At 63.7% G+C, this 13,705-nt stretch carries 11 protein-coding genes; 6 read left to right on the top strand and 5 right to left on the bottom strand.

Translation table 11 applies throughout. The annotated features are described in order from the left end of the window. Nucleotides 1–10 precede the first annotated feature (10 nt). The 5 genes from CK486_RS12145 to CK486_RS12125 all read left to right on the top strand — a co-directional run bounded on the left by CK486_RS12145 (nt 11) and on the right by CK486_RS12125 (nt 8,222). Nucleotides 11–1,066, top strand: a complete 1,056-nt coding sequence (locus CK486_RS12145) for an imelysin family protein (protein WP_095940563.1) — start codon at nt 11–13, stop codon at nt 1,064–1,066. A 1-nt stretch (nt 1,067) separates the two neighbouring features. Further along, a complete protein-coding gene (locus CK486_RS12140) occupies nt 1,068–2,162 on the top strand; it encodes a DUF1513 domain-containing protein (RefSeq protein WP_095940562.1) in 1,095 nt (364 codons plus the stop codon). Nucleotides 2,163–2,241: 79 nt separating this feature from the next. Further along, on the top strand, nt 2,242–3,861 hold the full coding sequence (locus tag CK486_RS12135) for a methyl-accepting chemotaxis protein (protein ID WP_095940561.1): 1,620 nt from the start codon (nt 2,242–2,244) through the stop codon (nt 3,859–3,861). Between the two features lie 135 nt (nt 3,862–3,996). After that, on the top strand, nt 3,997–5,145 hold the full coding sequence (locus CK486_RS12130) for an efflux RND transporter periplasmic adaptor subunit (protein ID WP_095940560.1): 1,149 nt from the start codon (nt 3,997–3,999) through the stop codon (nt 5,143–5,145). A gap of 20 nt (nt 5,146–5,165) precedes the next feature. Next, nucleotides 5,166–8,222 (top strand): multidrug efflux RND transporter permease subunit, encoded by a 3,057-nt coding sequence (locus CK486_RS12125; RefSeq protein WP_095940559.1) that lies wholly within the window; start codon nt 5,166–5,168, stop codon nt 8,220–8,222. A 55-nt stretch (nt 8,223–8,277) separates the two neighbouring features. On the opposite strand, the gene CK486_RS12120 is transcribed toward CK486_RS12125, so the two are convergent. From CK486_RS12120 to CK486_RS12110, 3 genes are all read right to left on the bottom strand, one after another. Continuing rightward, nucleotides 8,278–8,985: an OmpA family protein gene (locus CK486_RS12120; protein WP_095940558.1), complete on the bottom strand. Its 708-nt coding sequence runs from the start codon at nt 8,983–8,985 to the stop codon at nt 8,278–8,280. 77 nt (nt 8,986–9,062) lie between these two features. Further along, a complete protein-coding gene (locus tag CK486_RS12115) occupies nt 9,063–9,701 on the bottom strand; it encodes an MBL fold metallo-hydrolase (protein ID WP_095940557.1) in 639 nt (212 codons plus the stop codon). Next, entirely contained in the window at nt 9,698–10,750 is a 1,053-nt protein-coding gene (locus tag CK486_RS12110; protein WP_095940556.1) for an AraC family transcriptional regulator, read from the bottom strand. The genes CK486_RS12115 and CK486_RS12110 overlap by 4 nt, the downstream gene beginning before the upstream one ends. 161 nt (nt 10,751–10,911) lie before the next feature. On the opposite strand from CK486_RS12110, the gene CK486_RS12105 reads away from it, so the two are divergent. Then, nucleotides 10,912–11,748, top strand: a complete 837-nt coding sequence (locus CK486_RS12105; protein WP_095940555.1) for a metal-dependent hydrolase — start codon at nt 10,912–10,914, stop codon at nt 11,746–11,748. Between the two features lie 57 nt (nt 11,749–11,805). Here CK486_RS12105 and CK486_RS12100 read toward each other — a convergent pair whose 3' ends face one another. Both CK486_RS12100 and CK486_RS12095 read right to left on the bottom strand, forming a co-directional pair. After that, entirely contained in the window at nt 11,806–12,759 is a 954-nt protein-coding gene (locus CK486_RS12100) for an alpha/beta fold hydrolase (RefSeq protein WP_095940554.1), read from the bottom strand. A 245-nt stretch (nt 12,760–13,004) separates the two neighbouring features. Beyond that, entirely contained in the window at nt 13,005–13,661 is a 657-nt protein-coding gene (locus CK486_RS12095) for a TetR/AcrR family transcriptional regulator (RefSeq protein ID WP_095940553.1), read from the bottom strand. Between the last annotated feature and the right edge of the window lie 44 nt (nt 13,662–13,705).

Here is a 13,705-nt window from a genome sequence, read left to right as displayed (position 1 = left end):
CGGAGCCCCCATGCGCAAGACTCTGCTCGCCCTTTCCTGCCTGACCCTAGCGGCCTGCAATCAGGCGCCAGGCCAGGCCAGCATCAGCCGGCAACTGGCCACGCAGCAGGTGCTGCCGGTCTATCAGAGCTGGCTGCAGGCCAACCAACAGCTGAACCAGAGCGCCGGCGCCTTCTGCCAGGGCACCGCCGATCTGGCACAGGCCCGCCAGCAACTGCTGACCGTGCAGCAGCACTGGGCGGCCCTGCAGCCGGTCGCTGTGGGCCCGTTGAGCGAAGGCAATCTGGCCTGGCAGGTGCAGTTCTGGCCGGACAAGAAGAATCTCGTTCAGCGTCAGGTCGAAGCGCTGCTCACCAGCAAGCCGCAGCTGACCCAGGGCGATCTGGACTCGGCCAGCGTGGTGGTTCAGGGCCTGACCGCCTATGAATACGTACTCTTCGATCAGGCCATCGACCTCACCCAGGCCGAGCAGAAAGCCCGCTACTGTCCCCTGCTGACCGGCATCGCCGCCCATCAGCAGCAACTGGCCGGACGTGTGCTGGAGCAGTGGCAGGCCAAAGACGGCATGCTCGCCCAGCTCAGCCAGTTCCCCAATGCCCGCTTTGCCGATGGCCAGGAGGCCGTGGCCGAACTGCTGCGTACCCAGGTCAATGCCCTGGAACTGCTGAAGAAGAAGCTGGGCACCCCGCTCGGCCGGCAGAGCAAAGGCCAGCCGCAGCCTTACCAGGCCGAGGCCTGGCGTAGTCAGGCCTCGCTGGCACTGATCGGCGCCAGCCTCGGCAGCGCCCAGACGCTCTGGCAGGGCAGTGACGAAGGCAGTCTGCGTCTGCTGCTGCCCAGCGCTCAACAGCCGCTGGCCGAGCAGATCGATCAGGCCTGGCAGGACACCCAGAGCCAGCTCAAGGCCCTCGACCAGCCGATGGATGCGCTGCTCAAGGATGCCGCCGGACGTGAGCGCCTGAATGCCTTCTATGACAGCCTCAGCCGCCTGCACCAACTGCATGCCAGCCAGTTGGCCAAGGCGCTAAACATCCAGCTCGGCTTCAACGCCCACGACGGAGACTGATATGCAGCGCCGCACCTTCCTCGGCCTCGGCGCCGGCCTGCTCGGCGGCGCCCTGCTGACTGGCTGGCAGCTGGGCCGTCGTGACGGTCAGCCGCTACTGCTGTCGGCGCGCAATGACAGCCAGGGTCGGCACTATGCGGTGGGTTATGACCTGAATGGCAACCGGCGCTTTGCCACCGAAGTGGCGCAGCGCTGCCATGATGTAGTGCCCCACCCCTACCTCTCACTGGCCCTGTTCGTCGCCCGGCGCCCGGGCACCCAGAGCTACCTGATCGACACCCGTGACGGCAGCCTGATGCAGACCCTGGACTCGCCGGCTGACCGGCACTTCTATGGCCACGCCGTGTTCCATCACTCGGGCGACTGGCTGTACAGCACCGAAAACGACACCCGTGATCCGGGCCGCGGCGTGCTCGGGGTCTACCGCGTCAGTCAGGGGCGCCTTGCGCGCAGCCATGAGCTCTCGACCCACGGTATCGGCCCGCACCAGTTGCTCTGGATGCCAGATGGCGAAACCCTGGTGGTAGCCAACGGCGGTATCCGCACCGAGGCAGACAGCCGCGAGGCAATGAACCTCGATGCCATGGACTCCAGCCTGGTCCTGCTCGACCGCCAGGGCCGGCTGCTCAGCCGTGACCGCCTGTCCCAGCCGCTCAACAGCATCCGCCATCTGGCCGTGGCCAGCGACGGCACCGTGGTCAGCTCGCAGCAATACGAAGGTGAACTCGGTGAGCGCAGCGACCTGCTCGCCATCAAACGGCCCGGGCAGGCTCTGCAGCCCTTCCCCATGGCTCAGCAGCAGTGGCAGGCGATGAGCCAGTACACCGCCAGCGTCGCCATCCACAGCGAACTGCGCCTGCTGGCCGCCAGCGCGCCACGCGGCAACCGCCTGCTGATCTGGGACCTGGACAGCGCCGAACTGCGCCTGGAACTGCCGCTGCCGGATTGTGCGGGCGTCGCCGCGGTGTCGCAGGGTTTTGTCGCCACCTCAGGGCAGGCCCGCTGCCGACTGATCGACTGTCATAAAGAATTCATCGAAAGCACGCCCCTGCAGCTACCTGCCGCACTCTGGGACAACCACTTGCGCATGGGCTGAACCGCTTCACGCCTCAAGTTACAGATGCCGTAGCCGACCTATACTGCTACGACCCTGTCATTTGAGTGAGAGCTGTTCGATGAACACGTCCCTGCGTACTCAATCTCTGGTTCTGCTCGGCGGCAGTCTGTTGCTGCTGCTGCTCATAGCCCTGAGCTGCTTTCAGTTTCTCTCCAGCAATGTCCAGTCCTACCAGCACTTGATGTCCCACGAGATCAAAGCCGCCGGTTTAGTCGACAAGGCCAACGTGGAGTTCAAGACGCAGGTCCAGGAGTGGAAAAACGTGCTGCTTCGCGGCGCGGATGCCGCCGCGCTGGACAAGCACTGGAGCGGCTTTATCAATCAGGAGAGCAAAGTACAGCAATCCCTGGATGAGCTCCTCAAACTGCCGGCACTGGAATCCCAGCTGCGTCAGCAGGTTGAAAGCCTCAAGCGTGAACATGCTCGTATGGGGCAGGACTACCGCAAAGGGCGCGAAGCCGTTGTCAGCGCAGGCGGCGACAGCAAGGCCGGCGATGCTGCCGTCAAAGGCATCGACCGCGCCACCAGCGATCAGATGCTGGCGCTGGTCGAGCAACTGCACAAGAGTGCCGACGCCGAGAGCCAGGAGCTGGCAGACAGCGCATCCAGCACCGTTAGCCTGGGTATTGGCATTCTGATCCTCACTGCCGTAATCATTGCCATCAGCGCACTGGCATTAATCAACAGCCGCTTGCTACTGCCGATCAGTCGACTCACTGAGCGTCTGGAGCAGCTCAGCCACGGCCGAATTGGTCAGCGCCTGGATAACCAACGGCGGGATGAAATTGGCCGCCTGACCGATTCGGCGAACCTGCTGCGCGACTTCCTTGCCGATGCCAGCCGGCAGCTGCATCACGGTACGAGTGAGCTGGACAGCGCCAGCGGTAACCTGAACAACATCGCCACCCTGATGACCCAGGGCGTCAGCGAACAGTTCGACCGTACCGATCAGGTGGCCACCGCCATGCAGGAGATGTCCGCCACGGCTCAGGAAGTGGCCCGGCATGCGGCCGACGCCGCTCACGCCGCTGATGCCGCAGACGCCTCGGCACGCCAGGGTGGCAGGGTCATGCAGGCCACCATCGAAACCATCACCGCCATTCGCAGCGAGATCAGCAACACCACAGAAGTCATCCGCCGCCTGGAAGAAGACAGCGGTCGCATTGGAAAAGTGCTGGAAGTCATCCGCGGTATCGCCGAGCAGACCAACCTTCTGGCCCTCAACGCCGCCATCGAGGCGGCCCGGGCCGGTGACGCGGGGCGTGGTTTTGCCGTGGTGGCCGACGAAGTGCGCACCCTGGCCCGCCGCACCGCCGAATCGACCGCCGAGATCCACCAGATCATCGACACGGTACAGAACGGTGCCCTCAACGCCGTACGCGCTATTGAGGGCGGGCAGCAGCGCAGCGAGGATGGCGTGACCCAAGTGACAGAAGCCGGGGCCATGCTGCAACGGATTACCGATGCCGTTGAGTCCATTCGCGATATGAACCGGCAGATTGCTACCGCCGCCGAAGAACAGACCTCCGTGGCCGAAGACATCTCGCAGAATCTCACCGAGATCACGGCCATTGCCCACGGCAACCAGGACAATGTGCAGCGTACTCATGCCGCCAGTCAGGCACTGGGGGAACTGTCGCAACAACTGGGGTTGGTCAGCGCCCGCCTGCAGGCCTGATGGTGAGTCCACAGGCGTCATAAGGCGCCTGTGGACATGTCTTGAAAACCCTGATTTTTGACTTACCCGACAAGTCGGCATAACGTTTCCGATCCGCTTCAAATCACCTCCCTTTGCCTGCCAAGGATTCGGATCATGTTGCGCCGTCGCATGTTCATCATGCTGGGGATCACCCTGCTGGTGGTTCTCGCTCTCGCTGCCTACAAAGGCTTCTCCATCTACCAGCAGGTGCAGACGTTCTCCGCACCGCAACCGGCCATCAATGTGTCGGCGGCTCCGGCCGAGCTGCGCCCGTGGCAGGCCCGCCTGCCGGCTATCGGCACGCTCAAAGCCTTCCAGGGTGTGGACCTGAGCACCGAGGTCGATGGCACCGTGCGCGAACTGCTGTTCCAGTCCGGCGAGCAGGTCCGCGCCGGGCAGCCGCTGCTGCAACTGGACAGCGCCGTCGAGCGCGCCATTCTGGACACCGCCATTGCGGTTCGCAGCCTGGCGCGGGTCGAGTTCGAGCGCGGCAAGAACCTGGCCGCCAAGCAGGCCATCTCCAAGAGTGAGTTCGACCGCCTCAATGCCGAACTGCTCAAGGCCGAGGCCAGTGTCTCCCAGCTGCAGGCCAGTCTGGACAAGAAGCGCCTGCATGCGCCGTTCAGCGGCACCATCGGCATCCGTCAGGTAGATGTCGGCGACTTCGTCAGCACCAGCACCGTGATAGCCACCCTCCAGGACCTGTCGCAGCTGTTCATCGACTTCTACCTGCCCGAGCAGGCCGCACCCAAGCTGGCCGTCGGTCAGGAGGTCGAGGTCAGTGTGGCCGCCTACCCGGGCGAACAGTTCATGGCCAAAATCGTGGCCCTCAACCCCAAGGTCGAGGACAGCACACGCAACCTGCAGGTCCGCGCCCAGTTGCCCAACCCGCAGGGCAAGCTGCTGCCGGGGATGTTTGCCAACCTTTCCGTGCTGCTGCCGGGCCAGGCAGAAGCCCTGACCGTGGCGGAAACCGCGATCACCTTCACCCTGTATGGCAATTCCGTCTACGTGGTGGTGCCCAAACAGGGTGACGACGGCAAGCCGCAGCTGGATGACAAGGGCCAGCCCTATCTGGTGGTCGAGCGCCGCTTCGTCAAGACTGGCGAGCGTCGTGCCGGCCGGGTGGTCATCGAGAGCGGCCTCAAAGCCGGCGAGCAGGTGGTCACCTCCGGCCAGCTCAAGCTGGATAACGGCGCCCATGTGGCGATCGTCGCCGACACGGCCCTCACCCTGAATCAGGACGCCAGCGTCGCCCAATAAGCGGTGCCAAGGACCCCAGCATGGCTTTTACCGATCCCTTTATCCGCCGCCCGGTGCTGGCCAGCGTGGTCAGCCTGCTGATCATCCTGCTCGGCATGCAGGCGTTCAGCAAACTGACCATCCGCCAGTACCCGCAGATGGAAAACGCCCTGATCACGGTGACCACCGCCTACCCCGGGGCCAACGCCGAGACCATCCAGGGCTACATCACCCAGCCGCTGCAGCAGAGCCTGGCCAGCGCCGAAGGCATCGACTACATGACTTCGGTCAGCCAGCAGAACGCCTCGGTCATTTCCATCTACGCGCGCATCGGCACGGACACCAACCGCCTGTTCACCGAGCTGCTGGCCAAGGCCAACGAGGTGAAGAACCAGCTGCCGCAGGACGCCGAAGACCCGGTACTGTCCAAGGAGGCGGCCGACTCCACGGCGCTGATGTACGTCAGCTTCTACAGCGACGAGCTGTCCAACCCGCAGATCACCGACTACCTCTCGCGGGTCATCCAGCCCAAGCTGGCCACCCTGCCGGGGCTTGCCGAGGCGCAGATCCTCGGCAATCAGGTGTTCGCCATGCGCCTGTGGCTCGACCCGGTGAAGATGGCCGCTTACGGCATTACCGCTGCAGAACTGCACAGCGCCGTGCAGCGCTACAACTTCCTCGCCGCCGCCGGCGAAGTGAAGGGCCAGTACGTGGTCACCAGCATCAACGCCAGCACCGACCTGAAATCACCGGAGGCCTTCGGCGCCATTCCGGTGAAGACCGAGGGCGACCGCCGCGTGCTGGTGCGGGACATCGCCCGCGTCGAAATGGGCGCGGAAAACTACGATTCGATCAGCTCCTTCAGCGGCATTCCCTCGGTGTACATCGCCATCAAGGGCACCCCCAGCGCCAACCCGCTGGACGTGATCAAGCATGTACGCGCCGCATTGCCGGAGATCGAGGCGCAGCTGCCCCCGAACCTGAAAGTCTCCATCGCCTACGACGCCACCCGCTTTATCCAGGCCTCCATCGACGAGGTGGTGAAGACGCTCGCTGAGGCGGTGCTGATCGTCATCGTGGTGGTCTTCCTGTTCCTCGGCGCGTTCCGCTCGGTGCTGATCCCGGTGATCACCATCCCGCTGTCGATGATCGGCGTGCTGTTCTTCATGCAGTTGATGGGTTACTCGATCAACCTGCTGACGCTGCTGGCCATGGTGCTTGCCATTGGCCTGGTGGTGGACGATGCCATCGTCGTGGTGGAAAACATCCACCGCCATATCGAGGAAGGTAAGACACCGTTCCAGGCCGCCATCGAAGGCGCACGGGAAATTGCCATTCCGGTGGTTTCGATGACCATCACCCTGGCAGCGGTCTACGCCCCCATCGGCTTCCTTGAGGGCCTAACCGGCGCACTGTTCAAGGAGTTTGCCCTGACCCTGGCCGGCGCGGTGATCATCTCCGGCATCGTCGCCCTGACCCTGTCGCCGATGATGTGCGCCAAGCTGCTGCGCCATGAGGAGAACCCCAGCGGCCTGGCCCATCGCCTCGACCAGATTTTCGACCGGCTCAAGCGCCGCTACCAGGCTGCCCTGCACGGCACCCTCAACACCCGTCCGGTGGTGGTGGTGTTCGCCCTGATCGTCATGGCGCTGATCCCGGCCCTGCTCAAGTTCAGCAAGAGCGAACTGGCGCCGGAGGAAGACCAGGGTATCGTGTTCCTGATTTCCAATGCGCCGCAGACCAGCAACCTCGACTACCTGAACGCCTACACCAAGGCCTTCGAGGAAATCTTCCGCAGCTTCCCCGAGTACTACTCGTCGTTCCAGATCAACGGCTTCGACGGCGTGCAGGCCGGCATTGGCGGCTTCCTGCTCAAGCCCTGGGATGAGCGTGAGCGGACGCAGATGGAGCTGCTGCAGGAAGTGCAAGGCAAACTCAACCAGATCCCCGGTCTGCAGATCTTCGGTTTCAACCTGCCGGCGCTGCCGGGCACCGGTGAAGGCCTGCCGTTCCAGTTCGTGATCAACACGCCCAACGACTATGAATCGCTGCTGCAGGTGGCCGAGCGGGTCAAGCAGGAAGCCATGGCATCCGGCAAGTTTGCCTTCCTCAACGTCGACCTGGCCTTCGACAAACCGGAAGTGGTGGTCGAGATCGACCGCGAGAAGGCCGCGCAGATGGGCGTCTCGATGCAGGACCTGGGCAGCACCCTGGCCATTCTGCTCGGCGAGGGCGAAATCAACCGTTTCACCATCGACGGCCGCAGCTACAAGGTGATTGCCCAGGTCGAGCGCGCCTACCGCGACAATCCGCGCTGGCTGAACAAGTACCACGTGAAGAACGAGCGCGGGGAAATGGTGCCGCTGGCGACCCTGATCACCATCAGCGACCGTGCACGACCGACCCGCCTGAAACAGTTCCAGCAGCTCAATTCGGCGATCATCGAAGGCTTCCCCATCGTCAGCATGGGCGATGCCGTGACAACGGTAGAAGCCATCGCAAAGGCCCAGGCGCCACGCGGCTATGCCTTCGATTACGCGGGGGCTTCGCGGCAGTACGTTCAGGAAGGCAATGCCCTGCTGCTGACCTTCGGTCTGGCACTGGCCATCATCTTCCTGGTGCTGGCGGCGCAGTTCGAAAGCTTCCGCGATCCGCTGGTGATTCTGGTCACCGTGCCGCTGTCGATCTGTGGTGCGCTGCTGCCGATCTTCCTCGGTGTATCGACGCTGAACATCTACACCCAGGTCGGTCTGGTGACGCTGATCGGACTGATCAGCAAGCACGGCATTCTGATCGTCGAGTTTGCCAACCAGCTGCAGCGTGAGAAGGGGCTGTCGGTGCGCGAGGCGGTGGAAGAAGCCGCATCGATCCGCCTGCGGCCAGTGCTGATGACCACGGCTGCGATGGTCTTCGGCATGGTGCCGCTGATCCTCGCCAGCGGCGCCGGTGCCGAGAGCCGCTTCGATATCGGCATCGTCATCGCCGCCGGCATGACCGTAGGCACCCTGTTCACGCTGTTCGTGCTGCCCTGTGTGTACAGCCTGCTGGCCAGGCCGCACCGGGCAGAGCCGGCCCCGGAGCCCATCGGCTCACACTGATCTGCTCAGAACGAAAAAGCCCCGCAATGCGGGGCTTTTTCTTGCCAGACCGGACTCAGTACTGCTGGTACTGACCGGACTGCGGCGCCTGCTGCTGGGCACCCGGCAGCGGACGCAGGGTGACTTCCACCCGGCGGTTCTGCGCGCGGCCATCGGGAGTGGCGTTGCTGGCAATCGGCTGATCCGGACCGGCACCACGGGTGGAAAGGCGCGAGCCATCCACGCCCTGAGCGATCAGGTAGCTGGCCACACTCTGCGCGCGGCGCTGCGACAGGTTCATATTGTAGCTGTGGCTGCCGGTGTTGTCGGTGTGACCGACGATCTCGATGCTGTTCTGGTTGTACTGGCGGAAGGAGTTGGCCAGGTTGTTCAGCGGCGCGTAGAAGCTGCCGGCAATGGCATCGGAATCAGTAGCGAAGGTGATGTTGCCGGGCATGATCAACTGGATGGTGTCGCCCTGACGCTGCACCTGCACGCCGGTGCCCTGCATCTGCCGGCGCAGCTCGTCTTCCTGCTTGTCGGCGTAGTAGCCGTAACCACCACCGGCGGCCGCACCAACGGCCGCACCGATCAGCGCACCCTTGCCACGGTTGTCGTGATTGATCAGAGCACCGGCAGCCGCACCTGCCAGCGCACCTAGGCCACCATAGACGGCCGTCTTGTTAGTGCCGCCCTGCGCGGACTGGTCATAAGGATTCTGCGAGGCACAGCCACTGAGCAGGCTGACGGCCAGCAGAGCAGCGGCGAAACGATGGGGGGTCATGAGCAACTCCTGAGCGATGAACGACGGCCCGGACGGGCTGCAGATTGGAACACAAGAACACGCAGAGATTCCGTGAATCAGGCACGCACGAAGGGGTTCTCGCGCATCTCGTCACCCAGAAGGGTATCCGGACCATGTCCGGTCACCACGGTGGCTTCCTCGTCCAGTTTATAGAGACGCTGGCGAATCGAACGCTCGATGGTCGGATAGTCGCCACCCCACAGATCGGTACGGCCGATACCGCGTTTGAACAGGGTGTCACCGGCTATCAGCAGCTTGGCCTGGGGAAACCAGAAACTCATGGAGCCCGGCGTGTGCCCCGGCGTATGCAGCGCCACACCGCAGCCACAGGACAGCGCCTCGTCATCGGCCAGCCACTGGTCAGGGCTGGGCACCGGCGTGTAAGGCACACCGAACAGACGGCACTGCATTTCCAGATTGTCCCAGAGGAACTGGTCATCCTTGTGCAGGTGCAGACTGGCGCCGGTCTTCTCCTTCATCTGCCCGGAGGCGAGGAAGTGATCCAGGTGCGCATGGGTGTGGATGATGCTGACCACCTTGAGCCCCAGGGCATCGAGGCGCGCGAGGATATGTTCATGATCGCCGCCCGGATCGACCACGATGGCCTTCTTGGTAACCGGGTCGCCGATGATGGTGCAGTTGCACTGCAGGGGGCCGACGGGGAAAGTTTCACGGATCAGGGCCGGCTGGCTCATGGGGCGGTCTCCACAGACGAATCGGGCGGGCAAAGGTCGCCACGATAATCGCTGGGCAGCCGCCCCGTCCATTTGCGGAAGGCGCGGCGGAAGTTGGAGGCATCGTTGAAGCCCAGCAGGCAGGCGATCTCCTGCAGCGGCAGGTGGGTGGTGCTGAGGTACTGCAGAGCAAGGCGTTTGCGCACCTCGTCGAGCACCTGCTGGTAGCTGGTGCCCTGACTGGCCAGGTGCCGGCGCAGGCTGCGCCCACTGGTGTGCAGGGCACGCGCCACGCTGTCCAGATCGGGGAACTCGCCGGGGCGCGCCAGCAGGAGGCGGCGCAGCCTTGGCAGCAGGCCTTCCTGCACGTCCAGCGTGGCCAGCAGCGCCTCGCACTGCTGCTCGCACATCTGCACCGTGGCCGGGTTGGCCAGCGCCATGGGCCGTATCAGGTAATGCCGGGGAATACTCAGCCAGTGCTGGGGCTGGTCGAACTGCGGGGTCACACCGAACTGCTGGCGGTAACGCTCGGCATAGGGTGGCGCCGGATAGGCAAAGCCCAGAGCGAAATCCGCAGGCGGCTCACCCAGCAGAAAACCGGCGATGGTGTGCAGGCTGCCGAACAGGCCTTCGGCGGCAAAGCGCGACAGCGGTCCCAGCGGCAGGTTCTCACTGGCCCGCAGCAGCAGATGGCTATCGCCCTCCAGCAGCTCCAGATCGAAGGCCAGCCCCAGCACACGGTAGTACTTGAGCGCGAACTGCAGGGCCTGGCCGAAGCTCGCACTGGACAGTACCGCATAGCCGAGGATGCCGTGGGTCGACACATTCAGGCGCTGGCCCATGGCCAGTCCCAGCCCCTCATCGGCGGTCAGCGCCAATGCGGCAAAGGCCAACTGATTGAAATCGAGAAATGACAGACGGCCATTGGGCGTACCCAGCACCTGCGCACGCACGCCGGCCCGCTGCAGCAGTTGCTCGCGGCGGATACCGCGCTCCTCGGCCAGGCCCAGCAGCACCTCGGCATAGGCGACCGGCACCAGCTCGGCGGTAGGAGTAATGGCCTGCTTCATCGTGAGAGTCTCGCTGCAGCGCACATGGCCAGAAATGACCTGCAATTTGGCAGAAGATAACCTTGTCCGACAAACCACCACAAGCCCATAGTCGACGCTACCTCATCCAGCTTCGTGCTGGTCCACAACAAGAAAAACGACCTCGATACCGGGAGCCTGCCATGGCCAGTACCACACCCGCCGGTCTGGAAATCCGCCCACGTCAGTTGGACTTCGACCTGCCCAATCCCCTGCCGCGCCACTGGCACGGCGGTAATGCCTTCAAGACCCACATGTTCAACGCCATGTCGGTGCTGTTCCCCGATGGCGAACGTTTCTTCATCGAGTCGGTACGCCTGTTCCGCGAGCAGATCGAAGACCCGGTATTGAAGGAACAGATCCGCGGCTTCATCGGCCAGGAAGGTCACCACAGCCACGAGCATCTGGCCTACAACCAGCGGCTGCGCGAACTGGGCTACGACATCGACTATCTGGAGCGCGGCCTGAAAAGGCGCCTGGCCTTCGTCAAGAAGCACCTGCCGCACGATGCCCAGCTGGCCTCGACCTGCGCGGTCGAGCACTTCACCGCGATCATGGCCGACGCCCTACTGAAAGATCCGCAGTGGCTCGCCGGTGCCGATCCCAAGATGGCCCGCCTGTGGCGCTGGCATGCCCTGGAAGAGACCGAACACAAGGCTGTGGCCTTCGATGTCTACCAGCAGACCTGTGGCAGCCGCTGGCTGCTGCGCCGCGCCATGCTGCAAAGCACCTTCTTCTTCACCTGGGACACTACCAAGGGCCTGCTGCACATGCTCAAACGCGATGGCCTGCTGTGGAACTGGCGAGTCTGGCGTGACGGCCTGACCTGGCTGTGGGGCAAGGACGGCATCTACCGCAAGCTGGTCGGCGTGTACTTAGATTTCTACCGCGGCGACTTCCATCCCTGGCAGCACAACAACTTGGAGCTGGTGGCCCAGTTCAAGGGTGACTACGAGCCGCAAAGCAGCGCCGCCGCCTGACAGCGGCGCAAACTAAAAAGGCCCCTCGCGGGGCCTTTTTGTTGTCTGGCAGATCAATCAGCTACGCAGAAAAGCCAGCGCATCGGCCGCCGACAGTTCGGGAATTTCCTCCATCGGGATATGCCCGACACCGGCGTAGACCTTGACCTGCAACCCCGGTACGTCGCGCTGCCAGAGCGGTACGTGCTTGGGCGAAATCCAGCGGTCCAGCTCGCCCCACATCAGCAGGGTCGGCATTTTCAGCTCGGCCACGCGGGCCCCGGTGCCTTCCAGCTCGGTGCGGTTGACGCCCAGCAGCACGCGGAAAATTTCCATCATGCCGCGCCGGTTACCCGGACGTCGGGTGAGGTCATAGTAACGCTGCACCACACCTTCTTTGATGCGCCCAGAGTCGCCGTAGACCTCCTTGATACCCTGTGCGATCAGAGCCCGCGGCATCCACAGCGGCATGGCCCAGGTGGCACCGGGCAGTTCGGCCGCCGCAATCATCCACGGCACCTTGCGCATCTGGTAGCCCGCCGGATCGAGCAGAATCAGTTTTTCCACCCGCTGCGGCTGCGCCAGGGCGAAGTTCCAGGCGATGTAGCCACCCAGCGAGTTTCCGATGATCGAAGCTTTGCCGACCTTGAGGAAATCCAGCAGGCTGGTCATGACCTTGAGCATGCGCTCGGCGTTGTACACGCCATCGCGCGCCGGGCCGGTCAGGCCGAAGCCGGGCACGTCGAAACGGATGATGCGGTAATCGCCGGCCATGGCCTGCACCCAGCCATCCCAGGTGTGCAGCGAGGCCACCACGCCATGAATCATCACCAGCACCGGGCCGTTGGCATTGCCCTCATCGCGGTAATGCACATTGAAACCGTCCAGCTCGACATAGCGTGAGCCATCACGGGCGTTGCCATAGCGCGACTTCACGGCATCCAGCGACAACTCACCAAACCCCAGACGGGCCAGGCCACTGGCCAGTGGTGGCAGCATGGTCGCTGGCAGGGAGGCGGTGGAAGCAGACATGGCAGAACTCCTGACTTGTTATTGTTCCACCATCAGAGCACGCCGCCGGCCATCATGCGCCCCAACCTAGGGTCTGTTTCCGCTTCGGAACGGCTGCGACGGAGCCGCTTTTTACGTTCAGCAAGGCGCGAGATGCGAGGTTTAGCCAGCTAAATGAGCCATCGAGCAACACCGCTGTACGCAAAAAACGACCCGTCCCTTCGGGTTGCGCAGCAACGCGGCTTGTGCCGAAGCGGAAACAGACCCTACGTCGTGCGCGGACAAAGCACCGCCAGCAGCAGATCGCCCAGCACGGTCTTGGCCTCACCGATCTCCTGCCGCGGCGCGGCGCGACTGAGCAGGTTGAGCGAGGCGGACTCCATCGCCCAGATCAGTGCCTGGAAGGTCAGCGCCGGGAACTCCTTGCCGCTCAGGGCCAGGCGTTGCTGCAGCAGCGCCTGCATTTCGGCATGAGCCTGCTGACGATGCACCGCCAGCGGCGAGTCGCCGCGCAGGGCCTCCTCCTGCATCAGTCGGATGATCGGCCCCACCGACAGGTGATAGTCGAAGAACAATCCGACCATGGCGCGCAACCAGCTCTCCATGTCGGCGCCCGGCTGCAGTTCGCGAAAGCGCGCCAGCAGCAACGCCACCGCCGTGCAGTAGATGCCCTCGAGCACATCCATCTTGTTGGCGAAATATTTGTAGAAGGTCCGCCGCGAAACCTGCGCGGCCTCCAGCAGATCATTCACCGTGGTATCGGCCAGGCCCTTGCGCACGAAAACCGGGATTGCCGCCAGCTGGATATTGGTGCGCTGCAGGTGGCTGACCAAGGGTCCCTCACCCTGTTCGCGAGCCACCGCCTGAACCCCGCCGAGGTCCTCGAATACCGCGCGCACCACACCCAGATCGGCCTGATTCATCTTCGCTCCAGAACTGCCAAACCCCACCCAAGACAGGGTGACTC

Origin of the sequence: Pseudomonas sp. HAR-UPW-AIA-41, assembly GCF_002304225.1 — a bacterium.
GTDB lineage: Bacteria > Pseudomonadota > Gammaproteobacteria > Pseudomonadales > Pseudomonadaceae > Aquipseudomonas.
This window is presented reverse-complemented; position numbering and strand designations above follow the sequence as displayed.

Excerpts from the sequence above, each read along its gene's own strand:
- CK486_RS12125 (WP_095940559.1), top strand. The coding sequence starts at position 5,166 with ATGGCTTTTACCGATCCCTTTATCCGCCGCCCGGTGCTGGCCAGCGTG.
- CK486_RS12120 (WP_095940558.1), bottom strand. The coding sequence starts at position 8,985 with ATGACCCCCCATCGTTTCGCCGCTGCTCTGCTGGCCGTCAGCCTGCTC.
- CK486_RS12130 (WP_095940560.1), top strand. The coding sequence starts at position 3,997 with ATGTTGCGCCGTCGCATGTTCATCATGCTGGGGATCACCCTGCTGGTG.
- CK486_RS12105 (WP_095940555.1), top strand. The coding sequence starts at position 10,912 with ATGGCCAGTACCACACCCGCCGGTCTGGAAATCCGCCCACGTCAGTTG.
- CK486_RS12135 (WP_095940561.1), top strand. The coding sequence starts at position 2,242 with ATGAACACGTCCCTGCGTACTCAATCTCTGGTTCTGCTCGGCGGCAGT.
- CK486_RS12100 (WP_095940554.1), bottom strand. The coding sequence starts at position 12,759 with ATGTCTGCTTCCACCGCCTCCCTGCCAGCGACCATGCTGCCACCACTG.
- CK486_RS12095 (WP_095940553.1), bottom strand. The coding sequence starts at position 13,661 with ATGAATCAGGCCGATCTGGGTGTGGTGCGCGCGGTATTCGAGGACCTC.
- CK486_RS12140 (WP_095940562.1), top strand. The coding sequence starts at position 1,068 with ATGCAGCGCCGCACCTTCCTCGGCCTCGGCGCCGGCCTGCTCGGCGGC.
- CK486_RS12115 (WP_095940557.1), bottom strand. The coding sequence starts at position 9,701 with ATGAGCCAGCCGGCCCTGATCCGTGAAACTTTCCCCGTCGGCCCCCTG.
- CK486_RS12110 (WP_095940556.1), bottom strand. The coding sequence starts at position 10,750 with ATGAAGCAGGCCATTACTCCTACCGCCGAGCTGGTGCCGGTCGCCTAT.
- CK486_RS12145 (WP_095940563.1), top strand. The coding sequence starts at position 11 with ATGCGCAAGACTCTGCTCGCCCTTTCCTGCCTGACCCTAGCGGCCTGC.